Source organism: methane-oxidizing endosymbiont of Gigantopelta aegis (assembly GCF_016097405.1).
In the GTDB taxonomy this organism is placed as follows: Bacteria; Pseudomonadota; Gammaproteobacteria; order Methylococcales; family Methylomonadaceae; genus Methylomarinum.
In genome coordinates, this window is record NZ_JAEHGD010000001.1 from 1,635,084 (window position 1) to 1,660,765 (window position 25,682).

The 25,682-nt window shown below is 45.2% G+C and carries 28 protein-coding genes, 1 tRNA gene and 4 pseudogenes; 15 read left to right on the plus strand and 18 right to left on the minus strand.

The window, feature by feature from the left end; translation table 11 throughout:
• Positions 1–316: 316 nt before the first annotated feature.
• Positions 317–499, minus strand: a complete 183-nt coding sequence (locus JEU20_RS08230) for a hypothetical protein (protein WP_198244907.1) — start codon at positions 497–499, stop codon at positions 317–319.
• A gap of 79 nt (positions 500–578) precedes the next feature.
• Positions 579–1,226, minus strand: a complete 648-nt coding sequence (locus JEU20_RS08235; protein ID WP_198244909.1) for a ParA family protein — start codon at positions 1,224–1,226, stop codon at positions 579–581.
• Positions 1,227–1,426: 200 nt separating this feature from the next.
• On the opposite strand from JEU20_RS08235, the gene JEU20_RS08240 reads away from it, so the two are divergent.
• Entirely contained in the window at positions 1,427–1,597 is a 171-nt protein-coding gene (locus tag JEU20_RS08240) for a transposase (RefSeq protein WP_198244911.1), read from the plus strand.
• Between the two features lie 49 nt (positions 1,598–1,646).
• On the opposite strand, the gene istB is transcribed toward JEU20_RS08240, so the two are convergent.
• Both istB and istA read right to left on the minus strand, forming a co-directional pair.
• On the minus strand, positions 1,647–2,387 hold the full coding sequence (istB, locus tag JEU20_RS08245) for an IS21-like element helper ATPase IstB (protein WP_198244246.1): 741 nt from the start codon (positions 2,385–2,387) through the stop codon (positions 1,647–1,649).
• A pseudogene (gene istA, locus JEU20_RS08250) lies at positions 2,374–3,919 on the minus strand (IS21 family transposase). Before istA ends, istB begins: the two are co-directional and overlap by 14 nt.
• 466 nt (positions 3,920–4,385) lie before the next feature.
• Here istA and JEU20_RS15175 point away from each other — a divergent pair.
• The 11 genes and pseudogenes from JEU20_RS15175 (at position 4,386) to JEU20_RS08285 (ending at position 11,637) form a co-directional block, all read left to right on the plus strand.
• The gene (locus JEU20_RS15175; protein WP_198245250.1) at positions 4,386–4,802 is read left to right on the plus strand and encodes a helix-turn-helix domain-containing protein; all 417 of its coding nucleotides are present in this window, start codon (positions 4,386–4,388) and stop codon (positions 4,800–4,802) included.
• A 29-nt stretch (positions 4,803–4,831) separates the two neighbouring features.
• Positions 4,832–5,410, plus strand: a complete 579-nt coding sequence (locus JEU20_RS15180; RefSeq protein WP_245395192.1) for an IS630 family transposase — start codon at positions 4,832–4,834, stop codon at positions 5,408–5,410.
• Positions 5,411–5,446: 36 nt separating this feature from the next.
• Positions 5,447–6,142 (plus strand): annotated as a pseudogene (locus JEU20_RS08260) (IS5 family transposase).
• 282 nt (positions 6,143–6,424) lie between these two features.
• Entirely contained in the window at positions 6,425–7,738 is a 1,314-nt protein-coding gene (locus tag JEU20_RS08265) for an IS701 family transposase (RefSeq protein WP_425356687.1), read from the plus strand.
• 270 nt (positions 7,739–8,008) lie between these two features.
• Positions 8,009–8,224, plus strand: a complete 216-nt coding sequence (locus tag JEU20_RS08270) for a hypothetical protein (protein WP_198244916.1) — start codon at positions 8,009–8,011, stop codon at positions 8,222–8,224.
• A gap of 66 nt (positions 8,225–8,290) precedes the next feature.
• The gene (locus JEU20_RS15185; protein ID WP_198245627.1) at positions 8,291–8,515 is read left to right on the plus strand and encodes a hypothetical protein; all 225 of its coding nucleotides are present in this window, start codon (positions 8,291–8,293) and stop codon (positions 8,513–8,515) included.
• 47 nt (positions 8,516–8,562) lie between these two features.
• The gene (locus tag JEU20_RS15190) at positions 8,563–8,790 is read left to right on the plus strand and encodes a hypothetical protein (RefSeq protein WP_245395154.1); all 228 of its coding nucleotides are present in this window, start codon (positions 8,563–8,565) and stop codon (positions 8,788–8,790) included.
• Positions 8,763–9,419, plus strand: a complete 657-nt coding sequence (locus JEU20_RS15195) for a transposase (protein ID WP_245395155.1) — start codon at positions 8,763–8,765, stop codon at positions 9,417–9,419. The genes JEU20_RS15190 and JEU20_RS15195 overlap by 28 nt, the downstream gene beginning before the upstream one ends.
• Positions 9,379–9,600, plus strand: coding sequence for a hypothetical protein (locus tag JEU20_RS15200; RefSeq protein WP_245395088.1), 222 nt, complete (start codon positions 9,379–9,381; stop codon positions 9,598–9,600). The genes JEU20_RS15195 and JEU20_RS15200 overlap by 41 nt, the downstream gene beginning before the upstream one ends.
• A gap of 86 nt (positions 9,601–9,686) precedes the next feature.
• Entirely contained in the window at positions 9,687–10,043 is a 357-nt protein-coding gene (locus tag JEU20_RS08280) for a hypothetical protein (RefSeq protein ID WP_198244918.1), read from the plus strand.
• Positions 10,044–10,323: 280 nt separating this feature from the next.
• A pseudogene (locus tag JEU20_RS08285) lies at positions 10,324–11,637 on the plus strand (IS701 family transposase).
• A gap of 185 nt (positions 11,638–11,822) precedes the next feature.
• Here JEU20_RS08285 and groL read toward each other — a convergent pair.
• Both groL and groES read right to left on the minus strand, forming a co-directional pair.
• Entirely contained in the window at positions 11,823–13,466 is a 1,644-nt protein-coding gene (groL, locus tag JEU20_RS08295; RefSeq protein ID WP_198244923.1) for a chaperonin GroEL, read from the minus strand.
• Between the two features lie 53 nt (positions 13,467–13,519).
• The gene (groES, locus tag JEU20_RS08300; protein ID WP_198244925.1) at positions 13,520–13,807 is read right to left on the minus strand and encodes a co-chaperone GroES; all 288 of its coding nucleotides are present in this window, start codon (positions 13,805–13,807) and stop codon (positions 13,520–13,522) included.
• Positions 13,808–13,951: 144 nt separating this feature from the next.
• Between groES and JEU20_RS08305 the strand changes: the two genes are divergently transcribed.
• Positions 13,952–14,698, plus strand: coding sequence for a HesA/MoeB/ThiF family protein (locus tag JEU20_RS08305; RefSeq protein ID WP_198244927.1), 747 nt, complete (start codon positions 13,952–13,954; stop codon positions 14,696–14,698).
• A 114-nt stretch (positions 14,699–14,812) separates the two neighbouring features.
• Here JEU20_RS08305 and JEU20_RS08310 read toward each other — a convergent pair whose 3' ends face one another.
• From JEU20_RS08310 to JEU20_RS08325, 4 genes are all read right to left on the minus strand, one after another.
• Positions 14,813–16,534 (minus strand): DEAD/DEAH box helicase, encoded by a 1,722-nt coding sequence (locus JEU20_RS08310; RefSeq protein WP_198244929.1) that lies wholly within the window; start codon positions 16,532–16,534, stop codon positions 14,813–14,815.
• 166 nt (positions 16,535–16,700) lie between these two features.
• Positions 16,701–16,776 (minus strand) — tRNA-Lys (locus JEU20_RS08315).
• A 421-nt stretch (positions 16,777–17,197) separates the two neighbouring features.
• A complete protein-coding gene (locus tag JEU20_RS08320; protein ID WP_198244931.1) occupies positions 17,198–17,380 on the minus strand; it encodes a rubredoxin in 183 nt (60 codons plus the stop codon).
• A gap of 11 nt (positions 17,381–17,391) precedes the next feature.
• Positions 17,392–18,396 carry a Gfo/Idh/MocA family protein gene (locus JEU20_RS08325; protein WP_198244933.1) on the minus strand — a complete coding sequence of 335 codons (1,005 nt, stop codon included), beginning with the start codon at positions 18,394–18,396 and terminating at the stop codon, positions 17,392–17,394.
• A gap of 118 nt (positions 18,397–18,514) precedes the next feature.
• Here JEU20_RS08325 and JEU20_RS08330 point away from each other — a divergent pair, with 118 nt between their 5' ends.
• Positions 18,515–19,363, plus strand: coding sequence for a PfkB family carbohydrate kinase (locus JEU20_RS08330; protein WP_198244935.1), 849 nt, complete (start codon positions 18,515–18,517; stop codon positions 19,361–19,363).
• On the opposite strand, the gene JEU20_RS08335 is transcribed toward JEU20_RS08330, so the two are convergent.
• From JEU20_RS08335 to JEU20_RS08370, 8 genes and pseudogenes are all read right to left on the minus strand, one after another.
• Positions 19,341–19,832 (minus strand): NAD(P)/FAD-dependent oxidoreductase, encoded by a 492-nt coding sequence (locus tag JEU20_RS08335; protein ID WP_245395156.1) that lies wholly within the window; start codon positions 19,830–19,832, stop codon positions 19,341–19,343. The two genes, JEU20_RS08330 and JEU20_RS08335, sit on opposite strands and share 23 nt — an antisense overlap.
• 25 nt (positions 19,833–19,857) lie before the next feature.
• Positions 19,858–21,410, minus strand: a protein-coding gene (locus tag JEU20_RS08340; protein ID WP_198244939.1) for an IS3 family transposase whose coding sequence is annotated in 2 segments (ribosomal slippage) — positions 19,858–20,799 and positions 20,802–21,410 — 1,551 coding nt in all. Because the reading frame shifts where the segments join, the coding sequence is not laid out codon by codon here.
• Positions 21,411–21,414: 4 nt separating this feature from the next.
• Positions 21,415–22,112, minus strand: a pseudogene (locus JEU20_RS08345) (NAD(P)/FAD-dependent oxidoreductase).
• A 3-nt stretch (positions 22,113–22,115) separates the two neighbouring features.
• On the minus strand, positions 22,116–22,697 hold the full coding sequence (locus tag JEU20_RS08350) for a (2Fe-2S)-binding protein (protein ID WP_198244943.1): 582 nt from the start codon (positions 22,695–22,697) through the stop codon (positions 22,116–22,118).
• Positions 22,698–22,740: 43 nt separating this feature from the next.
• Positions 22,741–23,271, minus strand: coding sequence for an IS5 family transposase (locus JEU20_RS08355; RefSeq protein ID WP_198244946.1), 531 nt, complete (start codon positions 23,269–23,271; stop codon positions 22,741–22,743).
• Positions 23,272–23,315: 44 nt separating this feature from the next.
• Entirely contained in the window at positions 23,316–24,050 is a 735-nt protein-coding gene (locus JEU20_RS08360; RefSeq protein WP_198244948.1) for a DDE-type integrase/transposase/recombinase, read from the minus strand.
• Positions 24,047–24,283: a helix-turn-helix domain-containing protein gene (locus JEU20_RS08365; protein WP_198244515.1), complete on the minus strand. Its 237-nt coding sequence runs from the start codon at positions 24,281–24,283 to the stop codon at positions 24,047–24,049. The genes JEU20_RS08360 and JEU20_RS08365 overlap by 4 nt, the downstream gene beginning before the upstream one ends.
• 58 nt (positions 24,284–24,341) lie before the next feature.
• The gene (locus JEU20_RS08370) at positions 24,342–24,545 is read right to left on the minus strand and encodes a hypothetical protein (RefSeq protein ID WP_198244950.1); all 204 of its coding nucleotides are present in this window, start codon (positions 24,543–24,545) and stop codon (positions 24,342–24,344) included.
• Positions 24,546–24,649: 104 nt separating this feature from the next.
• Between JEU20_RS08370 and JEU20_RS08375 the strand changes: the two genes are divergently transcribed.
• A complete protein-coding gene (locus JEU20_RS08375) occupies positions 24,650–25,675 on the plus strand; it encodes an IS630 family transposase (protein WP_198244952.1) in 1,026 nt (341 codons plus the stop codon).
• Positions 25,676–25,682: the final 7 nt, after the last annotated feature.

The window sequence follows — 25,682 nt, forward strand, 5'->3', positions numbered from 1 at the left end:
GAAAGTAAGGAAAGATAAAATGAGTGTAAAAAGAAAGATAGTGTAAAATAAAGTTCGCAATTTTTACTATTGGAAGATTAGCATATTTAAAAATTGCGAACTTTATTTTACACTATCCTATGGACACTTTTTACCCTCTTGTTTGGTAGGGTTATTATAGCTAAAAAGTACCGTGTACAGGGCTTTTGATGGGGATGAATTTCATAGATATTATGTGTTGTCAAGGGTTATGAAGCAATAAGAATCTGTGCTTGTGCCTAAGGGGGTTTGGGGCTATATTTGTGTATTATTTAGGTGCGAAAGTTAAGTAATAATGTTACAAAATACCATCACGTTTCATCTTCTCTCTGATTGCCAATCTAATATATGCTGTAAGAGTACCATCTTGGTATTCATTAATTGCATCTTCCCACTCTGGAGCTATATGAATAAGTTTTGCCTTTGCTTTTCTTTTTTGTGCCTGTACTCTTAGCCTTGGTTTGCTCTTTAAGGCTTGCACCCTGTGTTACTTTATCCAAATCATCTAATACGTTTTTCTAGCCATTTTAATACCTTTATATATAAAAATTATATACTATTTATATATTTAATATATGAATAGTCTCTTTGATTAAATTTTTAATTTCTTTACTTGCCTTACTCTTTTTGTCATATTCAATAACATTCTTTCCTTCTCCTACTGAACGGTCAAAGTCTACTCTTGTTCGTAAAATACTATCCATCAATTCAAAGTGTGATGATTTATTTAGGAATATTACAAGGTCATCTATCTTGCTCTTTCTTGGATTGAGATTATTAAGAAGTACTTTAACAACTACTGTATCATTTATTACGGTACTTATTGCCTTAAGAGTCTTTTCAAAGGTCTTAACTCCCAAAAGTTCAAAGTTCTTATCACTTACTGGAGTAATGACAAGATCAGCAGATGCAATAGCAACTCTTGCCATATCACTATCAAATCCACCTACATCAATTACAGATATTCTATTCTCACTATCTCCCTGAATATACATCTTGAAATCATTAACTGTTCCAAATTGTTTAACTATTAAAGGATTTAGTTTCGTATTTTGTTTTCGTATTTCATTGGTGTAAAAGAGTGTTTGCTGAACATCAAGATCTACGAGTTCTATAGCATATTTTTTGTTTTGTAGTCCTGTAGCTAAATTCCAAGCTATGGTACTCTTGCCAACTCCACCTTTTTGGTGTGAGAGTACTATTAACATGGCTCCCCCCTTTTTTTAAATTATATATTATAATTATATACTTTATATATATATTATATTAAATGGTGATATAATTAAATTTAATCCAATGCTTTTAATGAAAAATATATAAATATTTTTTCTATAATACTCCTGTAAGCCTCCCTAAATTCGAACCACCTAAAACAGAATAATTCTGATAAAATAAATCAGGAGAGTTCATGCGAAGAAGTAAGTTTACAGAGAGACAGATTGTTGGTATTTTAAAAGAGATAGAAGACGGTGCACCCGTTGTTGAGACACTGAGAGAAAAAGGTATCAGTAAAGATACATATTACAAATGGAAACGTAAATATAGTGGCTTAGAAAGTGGCTGTCAACGGCCAAAATAATTGAGCCAGTTTCGGCCATTAATATTGAGCCACTTTTCCAGAGAAATAGTTATTTGTTAAGTTTAGATTTCAGTCGATAACTTTCGCCTCCCAGCATAAAAATGTGTGAATGATGGATGAGCCTATCTACAATCGGCACGGCCACATTGTTGTCGAAAAAGAACTCACCCCAATTCGTAAATTCTTTGTTGGTTGTCAGGATGATTGAGCGGTATTCATAGAGCGCATTGATCAATTGAAACAAGTTGTGCATACCTTGTTTATTCATCGGTAGATAACCGAGCTCATCAATGATCAACACATCAAATTTGAGTAGCTGATTGATTTTCTTTTTCAACTCGCCTTTGAGTTCAGCTAATTCCAATATTTCCATAAGAGCCAAAGCCGTGTTGAAGCTGACTTTATAGCCTGCATCAATCGCTTTAAGCCCCAGACCAATAGCCAGATGCGTTTTACCCACACCTGGCGGCCCGATAAAGACGACGTTATCTCGATTATCAATAAAGTTAAAGTCACACAGGCTATTCATTTCACGCTTGCTGATCGTGGTCTGAAAGCGATAGTCAAACTCTTCCAGGCTTTTATGCAAGGGAAAACCTGATCGCCGTCTGTTTTGTTCAATACGTTTACTGTTGCGTTGATTTTCTTCATACTCAACCAGACTTTGTGCAAACTGTAGATAAGAACTTTCATTTGCCTCAGCTTGGCTTAATAACGGCTCAAGATGTTCTGCAATGGCTGACATGCGTAGGCTTCGGAATTTCTGGGTGACCTGATCAATGGATGACATGGCTCTCTCCTTGACCGCCAGGGTGGCCATTTAGCGCAGCATAATGCGCTAATGCACTATTACCCTGATTAACTTGATCCTGTGTGACTTGCTGACTCTGTGAGTCGTTATTTTTCTCTGGGTTTTGTTGGAAAGCCAGCAGACGTTCTCTTAACCCTGTTGCTGTTAAGCGCGGTGTATTGATCAATCGTGATAAATGTTCTGCTTCAATAGCACCATATTGTTTGCAATACGCGCTGACTATTTGTTTAGCGCCCAAAAGCTGGTCTTTATATATTTTGGGTGAGGTCGTTTTAAGTAAGGCGCATAAAGCCTGAGTCTGCTCTGTGTCACCTAAAATGTGTAAAAGCTCAGCTTCTAAGTCTTTTATCCTCTGGGCTTTATCACGGTAATGATCGGTGTTCTTGATGACTTGACCTTTCTCGATGCTGATCAGGTGTTCAGCAATTTTGTTACCTGTTTCTAAATCACTGATGATTAACTGACCTGTTTCGGTTTTGACACCGACACGGGCACTTTGATAGGCCATCGGCACGGGTATTTATTGGATTGCCAAGCGATAAGTCCTGTTTTATCGGCTTTACGTGTAGCGACAGTACTTGCTGAATAAGACGCTATACAGGAAGGTGTCAAATAAGGCTGCATATGAGCCTGTTCTGACTGATCATAATATTCTCTGGGTTTTTTACCTGTGCTGCCATGAACACGTTGATTAGCGGTATTATCCAACCAGTCAGAAAAATACTGTTCTAATTCATGCCAGCTGGCAAAGCTTTCACCATAGAGCCCATTGTTTTTGGCATACTTTACACCTGCTTCAACCTTGCCCTTGCTTTCTGGGTCATAGCCTTCACAGGCATGAATACGAAATCCAGCGGCGGTTGCATACTGAGAAAAAAGCTGATTAAGGTTTAATTCCCTGAAGGTTTCACTGATAACCACCAGTTTAGTTTGATCATAAACACATTCCTCAGGCATGCCGCCAAAATAACGGAAGGCGACATCATGCTGTTTGATCAACATCTCGGTATTAATCGGCTTATTTGATAAAGATACATGCATTAAACGAGAATAAGACAATACGAAGACCATTAAATAAACGGTGGTTTCAACACCATTAATCATCACGCCACGCAGTTCACCGCCATCAACCTGACATTGTTCGCCAGGCACCATATCTATGACAGGCTCATAGTAACGGGCTTGCTTAAAACTGATTTCTTGCTTCAGTGCTTGAATATAGCGTCTGACAGAACGATCTGACACGCTCAGTGTTTCAACCTTGGCCTTCAGTTTACGTAACACTTTAACCGCTGATAAATCGGGATAGGTTTGCAGCAGTTGAATAATGTAGTCCCGATATTCATCTAGTTTCTTAGTTCTATCGGTATCGGACAATATCTCAGTAATTTCTGTTTCTGGCATGTTGAGATATTTACTGACGGTATTGCGAGAAACACCCAATTGTTTGGCAATCTTACGCTTCGATAAACCATGCCTTGATTGTGTAATGCTTTGATCTGATGAATCACGATCCACTCCTTCATAACGTTCCCTAGATAAATAGAGGGACTGTTACAGCTTTAATATAAAAAGAAAGTCTGGAAAAGTGGCTCAATATTAATGGCCAGTTTTGGCTCAGTTTAAATGGCCATTAACAGTGGCGATATAAAGAAGTTACGTACTTTAGAAAAAGAGAATATTAAACTCAAAAGATGTATGCAGAGATGGCATTAATGAATGAAGCTCTCAAGGATGTGATAGAAAAAAGCTCTAACGCCTGATGAAAAGCGAGATACAGTAAAGCATATAGTGATGCATTTTTCACTAAGCGTTAATCAGGCTTGCACGATGTTAAAGATAAGTAAGTCAACATATTATTACGTAAGAAAGCCCAAAGATGATAGTCAAGTCATAGAAGCTCTCAATATACTCTTCGCAAATGAGAATTTAGCATAAAAAGATGACGTAATGGAGTGAAATATATAAAATAAGGCCATGTCGAATTACACCCTTCCAGAGACTGAATTAGCCGATTTGCGCGAAGCCCATGGTGAGCTTCGAGAAAAACGTGATGCAGACCGAGTTAAAGCCATCATTCTTTTAGGTTCAGGCTGGTCAGCAACAAACGTTGCCGAAGCACTTCTCATTGACCGCAATACAATCCGTACCTACTATCGAAAATATAAGAAAGGTGGTCTTGCTAAACTCCTACAAACTCAGCATGTTGGAAGTGCCAGTTTCTTATCGGTTTCAGAAGCGACCGAGTTGGATGAATATCTGCAGAAAAATCTTCACTTAACCGCTAAATCGGTTGCAGCTTACATTAAAGAGCGTTGGCAGGTTCGCTATAGTGAACGCGGTGTGACAGCCTTGCTGCATCGCTTGGGTTATGTCTATAAAAGCCCAAGCTGATACCCGGCAAAGCTAATGCAAAAGCCCAACTGGAGTTCCTTGAGAAATATCAACAACTAAAGGAAGACAAGCAGCCCGAAGACTTGATATTGTTCATGGATGGTGTTCATCCACAACATAATCCTGTAATGGCTTGTGGTTGGATTAAGCGTGGTGTGGAATTCACGATTCAGAGTAATACCGGGCGTCAACGTCTCAATGTCAACGGTGCAGTCAATATCGATTCTCTGGATACTGTCTGCCGCTTCTATGACACCATCAATGGCGAGGCAACGATTGATCTTTGTAAGGCGATTGAAGAACGTTACCCGAAGGCTGGGACTATTTACATCATTTGCGATAATGCACGCTACTACCGATCAAAGGCTGTCAGACAATTTCTTGAAATGTCGCGAATTGAATTAGTGTTTTTACCGCCGTATGCGCCGAATCTTAATTTGATTGAACGGTACTGGCGATATTTCAAGAAAGAAATCTTATATGACCAGTATTATGAAACATTCAAAGAATTCAAAATAGCCTGCGAGACATTCTTTTCTGAGCCAGAAAAGCATGTCGACAATTTGCGCTCACTTTTAACTGAGAATTTTCAAATTATCGGTGCATGATGGTTTGCTCTATTTTCATGTGCGGAGAGTATAATTATGTTGAAAATGGGAATTTATGACAAACCTTGTCTTCGAAAAACAGTCGAAGGTATTTTTTATCGCTTGCGAGTAGGTTGTCCGGAGAGATTTACCCACGGCTTTTGGTAATTGGAATGCGGTATATAAACGATTCAATGACTGGTCTCGTAAAGAAAAACTGATGGGTATTTTTAACGCCCTGGTTGTTGACCCAGACCTGGAATGGGAATTTATTGATGGGAGTATTGTGAAAGCACATCAGCATAGTAGTGGTGCGGCCTGTGAACAAGAAACAGCGATAGGGAAATCTGTCGCCGGGAACACCAGTAAAATTCATATGGCCGTTGATGCCTGTGGTCTTCCTATTCATTTCTCAGTGACAGGCGGCGAAGTTCATGACTGTAAAGAAGCACCGAAATTAGTTGCAGAGCTCCCAAAAGGTGACTATATAGTTGCTGACAGAGGCTATGACAGTGAAGCATTACGTCTTCAAATTAAAGACAAAGGGGCTGTTCCTGTTATCCCAAGAAAAAGAATTCAACTCGGGGAAATGATGAAATGGATTGGTGTCTCTACAAATATCGCCATCTCGTTGAAAATGTGTTTGCAAGACTTAAGCATTTCAGAGCGATCGCCACGCGATATGACAAACTCAAACGAAATTTTGAAGGCTCTATCGCTCTGGCTTGCGCCTTTTTATGGTTACCTATGTGAAATGGCAACAGCCCCTAGTGCGTTGTGAATTAAGGAGCCAGTGTATTTCTAAACAGATATGGTTCCCATTCTAAATAAATTCAATTAAAAAGAAATACGTAAGATTGCCTAGAGTTTAGAGTTTCGGAGGTATAAAACCAGCAAATATTTTTCCAAAAAACCATTGACATGGCACAGCAGATAGCGTTGCCGCGCCTTGCATGCCCTCATTTGAAAATCTAAAGAAAGGCATGCAAGGCGCGGCCTTCAGAAGAGAAATCAAACCAACTTCTGGAGGCCGCTGTGAACACGAAAGGATATTCGGGTATCCCCCGTGAACTGGGTTATTGGATAACATTTTTGAGTAAAGCGCTACCCCTACGTTCCGTGGGTACATTTATCGAGCTGCTGTTTGGCGCCATGCTCACGCCGATGGGCTTTGTCACGGAAGCGTACCTCGCCCTCCCCATGCGCAACCACTGGAGCAGTTACTACAAGTGGTTGCAGAAAGGAAAATGGTCCTGGCTGGGACTGGCGCGGCAGTTCGTTCGGCTGATGCTGAAGGTGGTGAAACCGGATGTTATTCATTTGGCCATTGACGATACACTGACCCTGCGGGCTTCAAAGAAGGCGCCGGGCAGCCAGATGCATCATCAGCATGGCAACAAGCCGAATCTGGCGGCGTATGTGCGTGGTCAATGCTGGGTAAGCCTGGCCTGGGTGGTGCGTTCCGGGCAACAGGCCGTGGCCTTGCCGCTGTTGTCCCGATTGGTGCCTGCGGCGGGCAATACGGGCAAACGGGTTGCAGCTCAGGTACTGATTCGCGGCATTTACCGGCTGTTGGAGGGCCATCGGGTTCGGGTGTTGGTCGATAGCTGGTATATGAAGGGCGTCTTTATCGAATCGATGCTGCGCCGGGGCTTTGCTGTAATCGGTCAGGTTCGGATCGATACCCGGTTGTATAATGAACCGCCCCGACGGAGAAAAGGGCAGCGTGGCCGTCCGCGGAAATACGGCCGGAAATACACGCCCGAACGGATTGCGCATTTGAAGCGCACCGTGGTGACCTTGCCCTTGTATGGAAAAGAACAGACGGTGCGTTACCGCAGCAAGGTACTGTTGGCCCGGTTTCTAAACGGACACAAGGTGCGTGTGGTCTGGTGTGAATTTCAGCGGGATGAAGGCCAATGGACAAAAGCCCGGCTGCTGTTGAGTACCGATGTCAGCTTGACTCCGGAGCAAATGATCGAGAGCTACGCGGAACGCTGGTCGATTGAACCGATGTTCCATCAACTGAAGCAGGCCTGGGGACTGAAAGAAGCCTGGCAGCAAAGCCGTCAGACCCTGCATCGTTGGGTTCATTTGACCCAGGTGGGTTATGGTCTGTTGCAGTTATTGCGCCTGCTGGACAGCGAACAGGTTGCCCAACTGTGCCGATATTCGCCCTGGCGGAAAGACAATCCGGTCACGGCGGGACAAATCCGCAGGGGGGTGGTGATGATTTTTCGCCATGTTCCGGTACGACAATGGTGGAACCGTAAATGCAAAAAATTCGAACCGCCGGATGGGTGGGAGACGGAAGAAAATGACGGGAATTACGCAAATAGCGGATTCTGAACGACGATCAACAAACGGAAGCTTGCACACATCACGCCAAATGAATGGGGTGATTGAGTGAGTTCGCTCTAAACTCTAGTTAGGTAACATTTCATAAATTCTAGATACTAAGATAGCGCTGTTTGCCTATGATGTCATATTTTTTTACACCAATTTTTGGAGTCTTATCAATAAGAAATATAAAACCTTTTAAAACAATAGCCTAAAAAAATGGCACTGCTTTTGCTTTCAATCTAATTGAGCTTAACATTTTAACTATCGGAGAAAAAAATGATAAAAGTTTTCACTATATTAATTGGTATTTTATTTTCAACTGTTGCAAACTCAGCACTTGTGTCTTTTGATGTTTATGCCAAAGCAAATAGCAGTTCAGGTGGCATAGGACTAAATACTGGCCTAAGTTTTAATACTGGTGATTTAATTACTGGATCTGTTGACAGTAACGATTTATGGCATAAGCGCCAACTTAAGCCATTAAATCATTGATTACGTGTTGAAAAATAAAGGTGTGGCCACCACATAGAGTCTTTTGCCGACAAAAGTGAAAACCCTATGAAAAAGCAGCCACCTCACATAGATACTCGTTTTGAACAATTTGTGCAAGAACTTCCAGAAGATTATCAACAACAAGCCTATGAATTTAAAGCCTTCACGCGTGCGCGCAAGATCCGTTCGCCCTTACAACTGTTACAGTTGGTGATGCTCTACTGTGGTCTGGATTTCTCCTTGCGGAGTTGCGCCGGCGAGGTGGCTCACTTACAGGGCTCACTTAAGTGATACGGCGGTAAAAAAGACTGGCGGCCTGCGTTCCTTGGGTAAAATCCTTGCTATCGGGCGTATTTGGGTTGCATCAGGTGGTTGACAGTGGTTCATTAAGCTTCGTTATTATTGATGGCTCGACCGTGCAGGAACCCGGTGCGACAGAAACCACGTATCGGCTACATATCGCGATAGATTTGATTTCACTGACATTGCGCCAGGTTGAAGTCAGTACGGACAAGATTGGCGAAAGCCTGACCATTATGTGCTGGAATCGGGCGATGTCGTGTTGATTGATCGTGGCTACAATCAACCGAAGTCGTTGGTGCCTTTTATTGACCGAGGTGGCGATATTGTGCTGCGCTATAACGCACACAGCATGAATTTATACGAGCTTGACGAGCACGGCAAAATGATAAAAATTGACTGGGAAACGAAATTACAACGTCTCGGGAAACAAGCGGGGGCTATTCCGGTTTATTTGTGCCATGATACTAAACGAATCGCCTGCACGGTACATGCGGTTCCGTTACCTGCCGAAAAAGCGGCGCAAGCCCGGCGTAAAGCGAAACTCAGAGCGCAGAACAAAGGACGTACAGCCCAGGAAAAAACGCTCTATCTCAGTGAATGGGTCTTAATTTTAACGTCCGTGCCGGTCGAGTTGCTCAGCACCGAAACGGCTGCCGCGCTCTATCGTGTACGCTGGCAGGTGGAATTGGTGATCAAACGGCTGAAAAGCCTGTTGGCGATCAATCAATTACGTGTATTTACAGGGCCCTGTATGCGGTCAATTGGCCGAATTGTATTTACAGGGCAAACTTCTGTATGCGGTGGTTACGGAAAAGATCGCGCAGCGGTGTTTTACCAAGGCCTTGACGAAAATGGATGGGCCGCGTGCATTGACACCCTGGCGTTTGTATAAAACGATTGCTGAGGACATTAAATCAGGATTGAACGCCTGTTTTCCGAAGCAAGAACGCTTTCAGCGTGATTATTTGAAAAGCGTTAGCGAACGCCCGAGAAAACGTTCGTTGCAGAGTCTACCTGAACCGATTTTGGGAATGATTCGACAATGCAGAGAGCTGGGCGTAAGTCGTGTTTAATCAAGTGGTTGGGGGCTTAAGTTGGCGCTTATGACGATTTATGGAGTGCTGGCCCTTTACCACGGTGGTCAAATGCTAATGGTCTTGTGACTAATTTAGTTGCAACAGGAACAGATGAATCGGGGCAAGCCAGTGGTACTTTAATTGGAACCTATTTTCCCAGCTGGACACAAAATGGTTTAACAGCTCCTTATGGATCTCTTGTTGGTGAGATTAATAATGTATTCTTCTATTTGGGTACAAATTTCAATTTAAATGCTCCTGCTACAGGAACTCTATCGCTTTATTATTGGGATAGCGATTCTTATAATAATAGTCAATTTGTCACTGTTTCAATTGAAAACAGTGTGTCGACAGTTCCTACTCCTACGACATTTTGGTTATTCGGTTCCGGGTTAATGGGATTGATTGGATTGCAAAAAGCCAATAAGTGGGCAGCATAAAGTCACGTTGCATTAAATTCATTCACAATTTCTGTCTGCCTTAATGACATGGATTATGAAATTTGACTAACACAGCATAATTTTTTTCCAGCCACTTAAATGTGAACTAGAGTTTAGAGTTTCGGAGGTATAAAACCAGCAAATATTTTTCCAAAAAACCATTGACATGGCACAGCAGATAGCGTTGCCGCGCCTTGCATGCCCTCATTTGAAAATCTAAAGAAAGGCATGCAAGGCGCGGCCTTCAGAAGAGAAATCAAACCAACTTCTGGAGGCCGCTGTGAACACGAAAGGATATTCGGGTATCCCCCGTGAACTGGGTTATTGGATAACATTTTTGAGTAAAGCGCTACCCCTACGTTCCGTGGGTACATTTATCGAGCTGCTGTTTGGCGCCATGCTCACGCCGATGGGCTTTGTCACGGAAGCGTACCTCGCCCTCCCCATGCGCAACCACTGGAGCAGTTACTACAAGTGGTTGCAGAAAGGAAAATGGTCCTGGCTGGGACTGGCGCGGCAGTTCGTTCGGCTGATGCTGAAGGTGGTGAAACCGGATGTTATTCATTTGGCCATTGACGATACACTGACCCTGCGGGCTTCAAAGAAGGCGCCGGGCAGCCAGATGCATCATCAGCATGGCAACAAGCCGAATCTGGCGGCGTATGTGCGTGGTCAATGCTGGGTAAGCCTGGCCTGGGTGGTGCGTTCCGGGCAACAGGCCATGGCCTTGCCGTTGTTGTCCCGACTGGTGCCCGCGGCGGGCAATACGGGTAAACTGGTTGCCGCCCAGGTATTGATTCGCAGCATTTACCGGCTTCTGGAAGGTCAGCGGGTGCGGGTGTTGGTCGATAGCGGGTATATGAAGGGCGTCTTTATCGAGTCGATGCTGCGCCGGGGCTTTGCTGTAATCGGTCAGGTTCGGATCGATACCCGGTTGTATGATGAACCGCCCCGACGGAGAAAAGGGCAGCGTGGCCGTCCGCGGAAATACGGCCGGAAATACACGCCCGAACGGATTGCGCATTTGAAGCGCACCGTGGTGACCTTGCCCTTGTATGGAAAAGAACAGACGGTGCGTTACCGCAGCAAGGTGCTGTTGGCCCGGTTTCTAAACGGGCGCAAGGTGCGTGTGGTCTGGTGTGAATTTCAGCGGGATGAAGGCCAATGGACAAAAGCCCGGTTGCTGTTGAGTACCGATGTTAGCTTGACCCCGGAGCAAATAATCGAGAGCTACGCGGAACGCTGGTCGATTGAACCGATGTTCCATCAACTGAAGCAGGCCTGGAGACTGAAAGAAGCCTGGCAGCAAAGCCGTCAGACCCTGCATCGTTGGGTTCACCTGACCCAGGTGGGTTAGGGTCTGTTGCCGTTATTGCGCCTGCTGGACAGCGAACAGGTTGCCCAACTGTGCCGATATTCGCCCTGGCGGAAAGACAATCCGGTCACGGCGGGACAAATCCGCAGGGGGTTGGTGATGATTTTTCGCCATGTTCCGGTACGACAATGGTGGCACCGTAAATGCAAAAAATTCGAACCGCCGGATGGGTGGGGGACAGAAGAAAATGACGGGAATTACGCAAATAGCGGATTCTGAACGACGATCAACAAACAGAAGCTTGCACACATCACGCCAAATGAATGGGGTGATTGAGTGAGTTCGCTCTAAACTCTAGTAAGATTGCGTATGTATGAAAAATCTATTGTCTTGGATAGCAAATATAAAAAAGCCCCGACAGTAGGACTGTCGAGGCTTTGATTACAGTTTAAAAAAGGGTTGGCTTACATCATGCCGCCCATACCACCCATGCCGCCCATATCAGGCATTGCAGGTGCAGCTTTTTCGTCAGCAGGTTCATCAGCAACCATAACTTCAGTTGTAATCATCAGGCCAGCTACCGATGCAGCATTTTGTAATGCTGAACGAGTAACTTTTGCTGGGTCCAGAATACCCATTTCGATCATGTCGCCATATTCGCCAGTCGCTGCGTTGTAGCCAAAGTTACCTTCGCCTTTTGCGACTTCGTTCAGAACAACAGAAGGTTCATCGCCTGCATTGCTAACGATTTGACGCAGAGGCTCTTCCATCGCACGACGCAGAATATTGATACCGACAGTTTGATCATGGTTTGCACCTTCCAGGTCTTTGATTGCGGCTAACGCGCGAACCAGAGCGGTACCACCACCGGCAACAACGCCTTCTTCAACCGCAGCACGGGTAGAATGCAACGCATCTTCAACACGCGCTTTTTTCTCTTTCATTTCAACTTCAGTCGCTGCGCCAACTTTGATTACGGCAACGCCGCCAGCTAATTTAGCCAGACGTTCTTGCAGTTTTTCTTTGTCGTAATCTGATGTAGCTTCATCAATTTGTGCGCGAATTTGATTAACGCGACCTTTGATTTGCTCTTCAGAACCAGCACCATCAATGATTGTGGTGTTTTCTTTAGTGATTTGTACGCGTTTAGCAGTACCGAGTTGATCGATTTCGGTTTTTTCCAGAGACAGACCAACTTCTTCGGAAATGACGGTACCGCCTGTCAATATCGCAATATCTTCCAGCATCGCTTTACGACGATCACCAAAGCCAGGTGCTTTAACGGCTGCAACTTTGACGATACCGCGCATGTTGTTGACAACCAGAGTCGCCAGTGCTTCGCCTTCGACATCTTCAGCGATGATCAACAATGGGCGGCTCGCTTTTGCAACGCCTTCCAATACTGGAAGCAAGTCACGGATGTTGGAGATTTTTTTGTCGAATAACAGGATGTATGGATTTTCCAGTTCGACACTCATGCTTTCCTGGTTATTGATGAAGTAAGGCGATAGATAGCCACGGTCAAACTGCATACCTTCGACAACATCCAGTTCGTTGTTCAGGCCTGAACCTTCTTCAACAGTAATGACGCCTTCTTTACCGACTTTTTCCATCGCTTCGGCAATGATTTGGCCGACAGCTTCGTCAGAATTGGCTGAAATAGTACCAACTTGAGCGATAGCTTTACTGTCTGCACAAGGAATGGCTGTCGATTCGATGGCTTTAACCGCTTCAACGACAGCTTTGTCGATACCGCGTTTCAAGTCCATTGGATTCATGCCGGCGGCGACAGATTTTAAGCCTTCATTGACGATAGCCTGCGCCAAAACAGTTGCTGTTGTGGTGCCGTCACCCGCAATGTCAGAAGTTTGTGACGCCACTTCTTTAACCATTTGCGCGCCCATATTTTCGAATTTGTCTTTTAATTCGATTTCTTTAGCGACAGATACACCGTCTTTGGTAATCGTAGGCGCGCCGAAGCTTTTTTCCAGTACGGCATTACGACCTTTAGGGCCTAAAGTTACTTTTACGGCATTTGCCAGAATGTTAACGCCAGCTACCATTAAGGTGCGGGCATCTAATCCAAATTTTACGTCTTTTGCTGCCATTTTTTTTCCTTCTTAGAATAAATGGTGAGTTAGAAAATATTGATGTTTGTTGATTAGTCTAAAACGGCCATGATGTCATCTTCACGCATGACGATCACTTCTTCGCCATCTACGGTGACTTCATTGCCGGAATATTTACCGAACAATACACGGTCGCCAACTTTGACATCCAGCGGGCGGATCTCGCCATTTTCCAGTAGTTTGCCATTTCCTACAGCAAGAACGGTTCCTTCACTGGGTTTTTCAGCGGCAGAACCGGGTAAAACAATACCGCCTGCTGTTGTAGTTTCTTCTTCTACACGTTTAATGATGACTCTGTCGTGTAATGGACGTATTTTCATCAATGTCTCCTGAACAGTTAGTTTAATAAAATGGTTTTTTTGTTATTAGCACTCGGTGCTGATGAGTGCTAATAATAGTCAGCTTTTGCATTCTGTCAAGTACTTTGGCATTATTTGTCGCTCCTTTGCCTTTCCAATAGTGCTATGAACGACAAACAATTACTCCGTTACAGCCGCCAGATTATGCTGCCACAAGTCGATATCGAAGGTCAGCAAAAGCTGCTCAACGCCAAGGTATTAATCATTGGCGCCGGTGGGCTCGGCTGTCCGGCATCTATTTATCTGGCGGCGGCTGGTATTGGGCAAATCACGCTGTTTGATGATGACAACGTCGATTTAACCAATTTACAACGACAGATTGCCCATACCACTGAAGATATAGGGATGGAAAAAGTTTTTTCAACCCGGGATACGTTAAAAAAAATCAATCCGGAAACGATTGTTTTAGCGCATCCTGTCCGTCTGGAGGGGGCGAGGTTGCAGAAGGAAGTGGCTAAAGCTGATGTGGTGCTAGATTGCAGTGATAATTTCACGACCCGTTTTGCTATTAACAGTGCCTGCGTTCAGCAGAAAACCGACTTGGTGTCCGGTGCGGCAATACGGTTTGAAGGCCAGGTTTCTGTGTTCAGGCCGTGTCTGGATGAAAGTCCGTGTTATAACTGTCTTTATCAAAACCTAGGTGAAACAGCGCAAAACTGCGCAACGCATGGTGTTATTTCGCCCATCACTGGCATTATCGGCAGTATCCAGGCTTTGGAAGCGATTAAAGTATTACTCGATATAGGCGAGCCTCTGGTGGGGCGCTTGCTGTTATTCGATGGGCTCAGTATGGAATGGAACAGTATGCGATTTAAAAAAAATCCATCCTGTCCAACCTGTGGCGCACGCTAACAGAAAAGGCTGTTACATTAGAAAGCCGATCCTGGTCACGGGCGATTATAATTTTGACATGTTTCGGCGGGCTTTGCTGTGTGGTCGCTGCCCGCCTTCGCATTTATCCGGTGCTTAACGGTTACGCTGTTTACGTTTGCCAGATTCTGTATTGCGTTTTTTGGTTTGGGACGACTGAGCATTGATTTTGCTGATATTCAGAGGACGGCCAGCGACGCGTACTTTTTTCAGCGCCTGAAATAAATCTTTGGGCATGCCAGCGGGTAGTTCAACTGTACTGAAAGTATCTTCGATTTTGATTCGGGCGATATGTTCGCCATCAATGCCGATTTCGTTTGCGATAGCGCCTACAATATTACCGGGTTTAACCCCGTGCTGTTGGCCGACTTCGATCCGAAAAAGCTCCATCTCAATAGCGCTTTTACGTTGTTTGCGTCGCGGTTCAGGGCGATCATTTCTGTCTTGTTTCTGACGTGATGATGACTCAGTTGAGCGTGATTTTCGAGGGCTGTCTTTTACGAGCAGTGGCGTATCGCCTTGGGCGATTTTTGCCAGTGCGGCTGCAATTTCAACAGCAGGAACATCATGTTCGCTCTGATATTGCTCAATAAGCTGTTCAAAAAAGCTGAGTTCATCTGTTGCCAGAGTATCTGTAATTTGTTGTTTGAAGCGTTTGATTCGGGTGTTATTGATAAATTCGGTAGAGGGTAGCTGCATTTGCTCAACCGGCTGGCGGGTCGCACGTTCGATATTTTTTAGCAAACGACGCTCTCGCGGAGAAACAAATAAAATGGCATCTCCGGTTCTGCCGGCGCGGCCCGTTCTGCCGATACGATGCGTATAAGACTCAGTGTCGTAAGGAATATCATAATTGACTACATGGGTGATGCGTTTAACATCTAGGCCGCGTGCCGCGACATCGGTGGCAATCAAAATATCCACTTTGCCTTTTTTTAGCTGTTCAATTGTACGTTCACGAATAGCCTGCGACATATCGCCATTGATGGCGGCGGCCGAATGTCCCCGGGCCTGCAATTTCTCGGCCAGTTCGACCGTGGCTGTTTTGGTGCGCACAAAAATAATCATACCATCGAATTCTTCCGCTTCCAGAATCCGGGTGAGGGCATCGAGCTTATGTACGCCGCTGACTAACCAATAACGTTGACGAATATTCTCTGCTGTCGCAGTTTTAACCTTGATAGTGATTTGTTCAGGGTTATGCAAATAGTTTTGGGCAATCTTGCGGATTGCTGTTGGCATGGTGGCTGAAAATAAAGTGGTTTGATGCTGTTTTGGCAATTGTTCCAGAATCCATTCCACATCATCAATAAAGCCCATGCGTAACATTTCATCGGCCTCGTCCAGAACCAGGCAGGTCAACTTATCTAGTTTAAGTGTGCCTTTGCGCATATGGTCCATCACTCGGCCGGGTGTTCCAACGACGACATGAGCGCCGCGTTTTAGTTGGCGGAGCTGAATGCTGTAATCTTGACCGCCATAAATAGGTAAAACATGGAAACCCTTGATTTTGGAGGCATAGCGTTGAAAAGCCTCGGCTACCTGAATGGCTAGTTCCCGGGTCGGGGCTAACACGAGAACTTGTGGATCTTTTTGTTTGATGTCCAGACGCGATAACAAAGGTAAGGCGAATGCCGCCGTTTTACCTGTGCCGGTTTGGGCTTGGCCGAGTACGTCACGGCCGTCCATGATATAAGGGATGATTTCCGCCTGGATAGGCGAGGGCGTTTCGTAGCCGACTGTTTTTAATGCCTTTAAAACAGGTTCTGATAAACCGAGACTTTGAAATGATGGTGTTGGTGTAATTGATTCTGTCATTAAATGTTGAGTGCTTGAATGGATAGGGAGGTCAGCGAAGTGTTTAAGTCTTTATTCGCTGGTAAGTTAAGTCTTCTTATAGACTTTAAGGCCCAATATTTTTTCCACTGCAAGTTGTTCGAAAGCGGTTTTTTTCAGGATAGTACAGGAAGGAGAAAAGATTGAGTGGTGGGTCGTGAGCGATTCGAACGCTCGACCATCGCATTAAAAGTGCGGTGCTCTACCGGCTGAGCTAACGACCCGTAAGAAAGAATGCGCATTATACGGATAAGATCAGAGGTATGCAAGTTTTTTGTGACTGTTTTTAAAAAACGAGCTGAAGAAATCAACGAAAAAAGACTTGACTTTTGTTAACTATTGAAAAAATAACAGCTAAAAAAGTTGTGCACAAAAACTGTGGATAACTTTGTGGATTAAATGCGAAAAAAGGGCTGAAGGGCGCAGTTTTGTTACAGTTGTGTTAAATTGTGTAGAAAATAGACAATTATAAAAGTTTAATAATATCAATTGGTTGTGTGGAGTTTTGTTTTTTTGATGACATCCTCCAATAATAAAGTGACGTTATCTGACGATTTTATAGCATTGTGGAAAGATTCGTTTATAACAGCTTGATTGCTGGAGACCGAAGTGGATTATTTTTAAAAAAGTCGGTCTCCATGCTGTTTATATCTCAATCAATTTGAAGAAACTTTTTGGCGCACCACAAATAGGGCAAGCCCATTCTTCCGGAATATCTTCCCAGCGTGTACCCGGCGCGATACCGCTGTCGGGGTCGCCTTTTTCCTCATCATAAACATGTTCGCATTCCATACACCGGTATTTTCTATAATTTGCATAATCAGACATGATTTTTTTCCTTAAACTTGGATAGTTTTGCCGTTTTCTGCCGATTGGTTAATCGCGACGATGGTGCGGCAATTAGCTTTAGCATCTTCAAGGCTAAGTGCCGGTTGTTTGTCGTTTAAGACACAGTCGGAAAAATGTTCAATTTCCAGGGTAAAGTGATTCGCTGCTGGAAGGCGCTCTTCGGTTTGTTGACCGGCTTCTGTCCACCAAGAAATGATGGGAGTATCCCCGGGCAATTGCCAGACATTGTGACATTTCAAGCCCCCCTGAGTACCAATAATCTCGTATTCGGCGCGACGGGCACGTTCAAAGCTGAAATCAAACTGGGCAAAACGACCCTCACCAAAATCCAATACACCGCTTTGACTGACGTCGGCGCCACTGTCGGTGTATTTTGCCAGGCTAGTGGCGGCTTTGGGCAAGCTATCGAAGTGGCGACGGATAGTATGAATAGCGTAGCAGCCAATATCCCACATGGCGCCGCCGCCATGAGCGACATCTTTTTCCAGCCGATAAAGGCGAGCGGGTTTCATCATAAAGGAAAAACAACTGCGTACGTTACGAATCTCGCCGATGATACCTGAGTCAAGAATTTCTGCGACCCGTTGATGTTGTGGGTGGAAGTGATACATAAAACCTTCCATCACTTTAACCTGTTTTTCGGCAGCGGCGCTTTGGATGGACTCGATATCAGCGACTGTCAATGCCATCGGTTTTTCGCACAAGACATGTTTGCCTTTTTCAATAGCGCGCAAGGCCCACTTGGCATGTTCATCATTGGCCATCGGTAGATAAACGGCCTGAATATCAGGGTTGTCGAGCAATTGCTCAGGGTCATCATAGGTTTGGACATTTGATGCCCCGGCACCATACTGTTCCAGGGTTTCGCGTGCCGCACCAGGACGTCGGCTAGCGATGGCGACAAGTTCACTGTTTTTGGCGGCAATAATAGCCGGCATCAGGCGTTGGTTGATACGTGCTGCGCCAAGAATGCCCCATTTTAAGGTTTCTGACATGGTTTTTTCCCTTTGGTCTGCGAAGACTATAAACATAACGGGAATAAAATGACTTGTCCAGATGTAAACTATTTAATCCATATAGGCATTAAAACGACAACAAGAATGAGATGTAGGCATGAATCAAAAAACTAAACAAATTGCCTTGTTCGGTGAAGTGCTGTTTGATCAGTTTCCAGACGGCAAACAAGTACTCGGTGGTGCACCGTTTAATGTTGCTTGGCATTTGCAGGCATTTGGGGTGGAGCCTTTATTTATTTCCCGTGTTGGAAAGGATGACAATGGCGAAAACATTCTGGCGACCATGCAAAACTGGGATATGCGGATCGATGCCGTGCAAATTGATACGCAGCATCCGACTGGGTGTGTGCAAATCCAGTTGCAAAATGGAGAGCCGAGCTATGACATCGTGGCGGATAGTGCCTGGGATTTTATTGATGTGACAGCCTTGCCAGATTTGTCTAACATCAAGCTTTTTTATCATGGCTCGTTGGTGTTCAGGCAGACGATGAGTCGGCAGTGTTTAGCGCGGATTTTAGCGGGCGATTTTAAGCGCTTTGTCGATGTCAATCTGCGCGATCCCTGGTGGTGCAGGCATCGACTTGAACAGATGATTGAATCGGCGACATGGTTGAAATTAAATACAGACGAGCAGCTGCAGTTACAAAAAGAAATAACAGGTTTCGGCGGTAATCTGATTGTGACAGCCGGGGCGGCGGGGGCTACTTTTTTGCCGCAGCAGGGCGAGGCACTGACAGTGTCGCCAACACCGACTATGGTTGTCGATACCGTTGGGGCGGGCGATGCCTTCAGTAGTATTGTTTTGTTGGGTATTCTGTCTGACTGGCCTATGCCACTTACCTTCGAACGGGCACAACAATTTGCAAGTCGGGTGGTGGAGCTACAGGGGGCGACGACTCAGGATAGAGCATTTTATCAGGATTTTATTCGGCAGTGGCGGCTGTGACGGTGTGAAAACGGCTTATCGAAAAAGCGTCGATAGGCAGGTCGGTTTTTCCTGTATCAATCAGCTCAGCCATGATTTTTCCGATGATGGGCGAAAGCTGAAAACCATGCGCAGAAAAACCGAAGGCATGGTAAACCGAATCAAATCGTTGTGAGCGGCCGATAATCGGTAGATTGTCTGGGGTAAAGCCTTCGATGCCGGCCCAGGCACGAACAATACGTGTGTTTTTAAGTTGCGGGAAAAAATCCAATACGGTCTTAGCACTTTTTGCCATTTGCGGCCAGTTTATTTCTGTGTGTTCTGTGTCAAAATCTAGTTTTGCTACTAGCGCGCCGCCAATAATGACAGTGCCATTTTGCATTTGTTTGAATGAAAGCTTGCGACTGGCAGCGCCGATTACTGGGTCGATAAAATGCGGCAAGCGTTCTGTAACCATTAGCATCAATGCTTTTGCCGCGGTAAATGTCAAAGTAACTGTCGCCAAAAGTTGAAAATTAATGAATGATATTGGGCTTGTTGACTGAGCGCGAATCATTCGGTTTATCAGGATTTAGGCAGACGTCAGATTGCCAATCCCAGTTTCGGGTATGTTGACTCCATCGTTTGGGGTTTTGAGCTTTAGCGGCCTCATAGACCGCTTTACGCTGGATTAATATCGCCTGATCTTTAGCCTCATGGCGTTGGGCCGGTGTGACAAATTGAATACCACTATGCCGATGCTGGTGATTGTACCAGTCCACAAAGCCTGCGACCCATTCCCTGGCAGCCGCTATTGTCTCAAAGGGCTGTGAAGGATATTTAGGCGTATATTTAAGCGTCCTGAATAGGGATTCGGAATAAGGATTGTCATTACTCACCGCTGGCCGACTGAGTGAAGTCGCTACCCCCAGTTTTTGCAAGGTTGCCAGCATGGTTGCGCCTTTCATTGGGCTACCGTTGTCAGAATGCAAAACCACCTGCTCGCGTTGAATGCATTCACGTTGGCAGATATCGGTGATGACATCGGCCGCATACTGACTGCTTTCTTCCTGGTAGACCTGCCAGCCGACAATTTTACGGCTAAAGATATCCATAAACAGGTACAGATAAAAGAACTGTCCTTTGACTTGCGTTGCCAGATAGGTGATATCCCAAGTGTAAATCTGATTGGGCGATGTTGCGGTCAAGGCTTTCGGTTTGCTGCGCGAGCTAGGTGTCCGACTGGTATGCCGGTGTGATAATTGATTGGCCTCCCTTAAAACTCGATAAAAACTGGATTCTGAAGCAATATATTGACCACGCTCGGCCAATATCGGCACGATTTGATGCGGCGTACAGTCTTTAAATTCGTCCGAATTAGCGATAGCAAGTATCTCGGCTCGTTCCTCGTCACTGAGCTTATGGCTCGGGGTAAACTGACGCTGTGTCCGGCCATCGACGGATAGCGTTTCAGTTTTTGCCAACGCTGCAAAGTGCGTAAGCTGATGCCGATGATCTCGGCGGCTTTTGATTTTCTTGCGCCCAGGCCGACGGCTTCATCAAAATATTCCAACCATTGTTCGCGTTCTGCAAGAGAAATCATCACGCCTTTTCCTCCCAGAACGCTCGGCACTTTTTGGAGCACCAATAAGGCGGCGGCTTCTGCCAAGGCCTTTTCCTTGCGATTTAATTCTTTTTCCAGTTGTTTTATCTCATCCCGTAAAGACTTGTCTGATCGGGATTTTCCTGATTGTTCTGCTTTGTCGGTTTTCTTGATAAACTCGTCTTTCCAAACATCAAGATGATGCGGAAATATACCGTGTTGACGGCAAAAGGCATTTAACGCCTCACCTTCTAAAGCGACGCTTTCCATTAATAAAGCAAAACGCTCTGCCATTGACCAGTCAGCTGGGCGTTTATTCATCGGGGTGTCTGTCATAGGCGTTGTACGAGGTTTCTTTAGCCAGTTTTTAAGGGTAAACAAGTTTACATTCAATTCATCAGCGATACACTGTATCGTTTTATCACCACGTTGCAATACTTTTGATATGGCTTGTTCTTTAAATGCTTTACTATAACGTTGGGACATCGTTTTATTCCTCTGTTTTAATAGAGGCGACAACTAGTCTGACACAGGGGGCCGTGAGCGGAACCGCTTCTTCAAATTGTGCGGTCAGTTGATTGGCCCAGGCACCGGCGCAATTGACCAGGATTGGGCTGGAAAAGCGCCCCTGTGATGTGCGTATTTCCCAAGTATTGTCAATTTGTCGCAGCTGATAGACTTTTGTGTGGGATAAAAATTTAGCCCCAAACGATTCGGCCTTGTGGCGAAAGGCTGTAAGCGCATGATAGGGTCGGCCGTAACCATCGGTTTTGCAGAGCAAAGCACCGACACAGTGCGGCGCCAGGGCTGGAACGCGCTGATAAAGCTCTTTTTGCCAATCAGTTCTTCATGTCGATAGCCCAAACTTTGCACCTGTGCGGCGCGTTGTTCGAGTTTTTCCATATCGGCTGCGTTTTCTGCTACCCGCATACCGCCTGGAAAACGGGCGTCACAATCGGAGTCGGCCCATATTTCAACGCTATGCCACATCTGTGTTGCGGCTACAGACAGTGGGATTTCGGCCGGATCGCGATTGAGTAATCGTAAGCCGCCTGCATTTGCGCCGGAAGCATGTCGTCCGGGACTGTCTTTATCAACTACAATGCAGCGGTAACCTCGCATGCTCAATTGTAATGCGGTGGAGGTGCCAATCAGACCAGCGCCGACGATTAAAACATCTGCATCCATGAGCTATTCCTCGTATTCCAGTCTGGAAAGTTGTTGTAAGGTTAATGGCGTAACGGGTGGTCGACCGCGGAAAATACCGGCATTAGCAATATGGCAACCGGTCTCAGTCGCAACGATATGGGCGACGCTCAGGCTGCATTGACGCCCCTGACACGGTCCCATGCCGCAGCGGGTAAAGTATTTTACCTGATTGCTATCATCATGGCCTTGGGCGATAGCGTGTCGAATTTGGCCGGCGGTGATTTCTTCACAGCGGCAGACTAGCGTGTCGTCCGCAGGATTCAGCCAGGATTCCGGGATGCGGAAATAACGCTCAAGAAAAGGCCTGATGGCGCGATCTGTACGTAGGCATTTTAAATCCTGTTTCGCCAGCCGGTCACGTTGATGATGAGAAATTTTCCCGGCCTTGAACAGGCAAGCCAGCGCCGATAATCGACCGGCATATTCGGCAGATTTTGCACCATAAATACCCGAACTGTCGCCGGCGATGAAAATGCCGTCAAGGCTGCTGTGTCCCCAGTTATCCGTGACTGGTTGCCAGCATTGCTGGCTGTCGTTCCAGCGATGCTGACGGCTTTGTTGCATAAATAATCCACAGCGTACTCTTTTCTTAAATTCCAGTCTTTATTCATGAAACAGAATAACTTTCAGGCATACCCAGGCCTGTCATTTTATTCATTGCGCCGACGCGGAGATACGCCTCAACCATCTGAGCCGCAAAGGTCCGGTTTTTTAATTGGCCACTAAAGAGCGTTTTGATGCGAAACATAGCCGTTTCAGCCAGGCTGCGTTGATGATAACCACTTTCTTGTTTCCATGCCTTTCTCCCGATTTCAGCGCAACGTTGAACAATCGCTGTTCTTGGATGAGTTCTCCCATCTTCATCACTCGGCCATTCCACCGCCCCTTCCCGCGGCGGTATCAATGCATCGGCGCCTTTGTTACGAATCGCCTGATGACACTGGATCGTATCATAAGCGCCATCCGCCGCCACACTGGCAACTTGGTCGTGTTCATCCAGCTGCTCTAATAAATCCGGCAAGACTTCGGAATCACCAACAAAATTAGCCGTCATCTCAACTGCCACGACTTCCTGCGTTTGTGCATCAACCATGATATGGAGTTTACGCCAGGTTCTGCGCTTGCCGCTAAATGTCAACCAACCTGTCGCATTTTTTGCAATAATTTACGAAATGAATTTTATTAAGCTGCTTGACATTCTGTTGTGTTGAAATTTTCCTTATCCGGATTAAGATAAACATGGCCAATGGGCGTTAAATTTCGTGTTTGTCGTCCATTCCATCGCTCTGGATTGTCTCTTTTTGCTTGCTCGATGACTCGTTTTCTTTTTTCGAGTACGGCGCTGTCTAAGCCGTTATGGCGTTGGTTGGGTGTTACAAACTTGAGCGCACTGTGTTGATGTTCATTGTTGAACCAACAAACGAAAGCTTCAACCCAGTTCCTGGCTTCGCTTAATGTTTTAAAAGGGTTTTCTGGAAAGGTATGATGATATTTGACTGTTTTAAATAACGATTCTGAATAAGGATTATCATTACTGACACGAGGTCTGCTGAACGACGTGGCAATGTCTAAATCGACCAATTTGGCCCTTAATGTTGCGCCTTTCATCGGACTGCCGTTGTCAGAATGTATCACCAATTGCTTTTTGTCGATGTTTTCCCGGCGAGCGATATCTTCGATCAAATCAGCAGCGTGTGCGCTTGATTCGGCATCATGAACTTGCCAGCCTACGATTTTCCGACTATAGATGTCCATCACCATGTAGAGGTAAAAATACTGCCCTTTGACGGGGCTTAATAAATACGTAATATCCCACGAGTAGATTTGATTGGCCTGTGTGGCTTTGAGTGACTGCGGTTTATTATGCTGACCTGCGGCTCCTTTAGCTCTGTGCTTAAGCTGGTTGTGGGCTTTCATGACACGATAAAGGTTGATTCTGATGCGAGATAGCAGCCCAAATCCAATAACCTCGGAACGATTTGATGCGGCGTTAAAGCGCTGTATTCCGGTTTATTAATCACGGTGATGATTTCTTGCTTGATGGCCTCGGATAATTGATTGTGCACAGGCGCTGTATTGTGCAGTCGTAGGTCTTCTGAGAGTCCTTCTCCCCGGTTCCAACGCTGATAGGTTCGAGCTGATATACCCACCAGTTCACAGGCTAATTTCTGCCGCGCTCCATTGTCAACGGCTTCATCAATGAGTGCGCTAGTGTTGGCGATCTGAGTAGGCGATTAATCGGCCGCCTTTTCCCCCAGATCGCTTGGCACTTTTTGATAACACCAGTAAAGCCGCTGTTTCTGATAACGCTTTCTCTTTGCGGTTTAGCTCCTTATGCAAACGCTTGTTTTCTTGTTTGAGTTTTGTTTGCGCCTGTTTATATACGGATTCTGTTGATTTAGATTCTGACAAAAATTCCGCTTTCCAGGTATTTAGATGATGTAAGTATACTCTTCGCAAATGAGAATTTAGCATAAAAAGATGACGTAATGGAGTGAAATATATAAAATAAGGCCATGTCGAATTACACCCTTCCAGAGACTGAATTAGCCGATTTGCGCGAAAGCCATGGTGAGCTTCGAGAAAAACGTGATGCAGACCGAGTTAAAGCCATCATTCTTTTAGGTTCAGGCTGGTCAGCAACAAACGTTGCCGAAGCACTTCTCATTGACCGCAATACAATCCGTACCTACTATCGAAAATATAAGAAAGGTGGTCTTGCTAAACTCCTACAAACTCAGCATGTTGGAAGTGCCAGTTTCTTATCGGTTTCAGAAGCGACCGAGTTGGATGAATATCTGCAGAAAAATCTTCACTTAACCGCTAAATCGGTTGCAGCTTACATTAAAGAGCGTTGGCAGGTTCGCTATAGTGAACGCGGTGTGACAACCTTGCTGCATCGCTTGGGTTATGTCTATAAAAAGCCCAAGCTGATACCCGGCAAAGCTAATGCAAAAGCCCAACTGGAGTTCCTTGAGAAATATCAACAACTAAAGGAAGACAAGCAGCCCGAAGACTTGATATTGTTCATGGATGGTGTTCATCCACAACATAATCCTGTAATGGCTTGTGGTTGGATTAAGCGTGGTGTGGAATTCACGATTCAGAGTAATACCGGGCGTCAACGTCTCAATGTCAACGGTGCAGTCAATATCGATTCTCTGGATACTGTCTGCCGCTTCTATGACACCATCAATGGCGAGGCAACGATTGATCTTTGTAAGGCGATTGAAGAACGTTACCCGAAGGCTGGGACTATTTACATCATTTGCGATAATGCACGCTACTACCGATCAAAGGCTGTCAGACAATTTCTTGAAATGTCGCGAATTGAATTAGTGTTTTTACCGCCGTATGCGCCGAATCTTAATTTGATTGAACGGTACTGGCGATATTTCAAGAAAGAAATCTTATATGACCAGTATTATGAAACATTCAAAGAATTCAAAATAGCCTGCGAGACATTCTTTTCTGAGCCAGAAAAGCATGTCGACAATTTGCGCTCACTTTTAACTGAGAATTTTCAAATTATCGGTGCATGATGGTTTG

Excerpts from the sequence above, each read along its gene's own strand:
- JEU20_RS08235 (WP_198244909.1), bottom strand. The coding sequence starts at position 1,226 with ATGTTAATAGTACTCTCACACCAAAAAGGTGGAGTTGGCAAGAGTACC.
- JEU20_RS08240 (WP_198244911.1), top strand. The coding sequence starts at position 1,427 with ATGCGAAGAAGTAAGTTTACAGAGAGACAGATTGTTGGTATTTTAAAA.
- istB (WP_198244246.1), bottom strand. The coding sequence starts at position 2,387 with ATGTCATCCATTGATCAGGTCACCCAGAAATTCCGAAGCCTACGCATG.
- JEU20_RS15175 (WP_198245250.1), top strand. The coding sequence starts at position 4,386 with ATGTCGAATTACACCCTTCCAGAGACTGAATTAGCCGATTTGCGCGAA.
- JEU20_RS08270 (WP_198244916.1), top strand. The coding sequence starts at position 8,009 with ATGATAAAAGTTTTCACTATATTAATTGGTATTTTATTTTCAACTGTT.
- JEU20_RS15185 (WP_198245627.1), top strand. The coding sequence starts at position 8,291 with ATGAAAAAGCAGCCACCTCACATAGATACTCGTTTTGAACAATTTGTG.
- JEU20_RS15200 (WP_245395088.1), top strand. The coding sequence starts at position 9,379 with ATGGATGGGCCGCGTGCATTGACACCCTGGCGTTTGTATAAAACGATT.
- groL (WP_198244923.1), bottom strand. The coding sequence starts at position 13,466 with ATGGCAGCAAAAGACGTAAAATTTGGATTAGATGCCCGCACCTTAATG.
- groES (WP_198244925.1), bottom strand. The coding sequence starts at position 13,807 with ATGAAAATACGTCCATTACACGACAGAGTCATCATTAAACGTGTAGAA.
- JEU20_RS08305 (WP_198244927.1), top strand. The coding sequence starts at position 13,952 with ATGAACGACAAACAATTACTCCGTTACAGCCGCCAGATTATGCTGCCA.
- JEU20_RS08310 (WP_198244929.1), bottom strand. The coding sequence starts at position 16,534 with ATGACAGAATCAATTACACCAACACCATCATTTCAAAGTCTCGGTTTA.
- JEU20_RS08320 (WP_198244931.1), bottom strand. The coding sequence starts at position 17,380 with ATGTCTGATTATGCAAATTATAGAAAATACCGGTGTATGGAATGCGAA.
- JEU20_RS08325 (WP_198244933.1), bottom strand. The coding sequence starts at position 18,396 with ATGTCAGAAACCTTAAAATGGGGCATTCTTGGCGCAGCACGTATCAAC.
- JEU20_RS08330 (WP_198244935.1), top strand. The coding sequence starts at position 18,515 with ATGAATCAAAAAACTAAACAAATTGCCTTGTTCGGTGAAGTGCTGTTT.
- JEU20_RS08350 (WP_198244943.1), bottom strand. The coding sequence starts at position 22,697 with ATGCAACAAAGCCGTCAGCATCGCTGGAACGACAGCCAGCAATGCTGG.
- JEU20_RS08360 (WP_198244948.1), bottom strand. The coding sequence starts at position 24,050 with ATGAAAGCCCACAACCAGCTTAAGCACAGAGCTAAAGGAGCCGCAGGT.
- JEU20_RS08375 (WP_198244952.1), top strand. The coding sequence starts at position 24,650 with ATGTCGAATTACACCCTTCCAGAGACTGAATTAGCCGATTTGCGCGAA.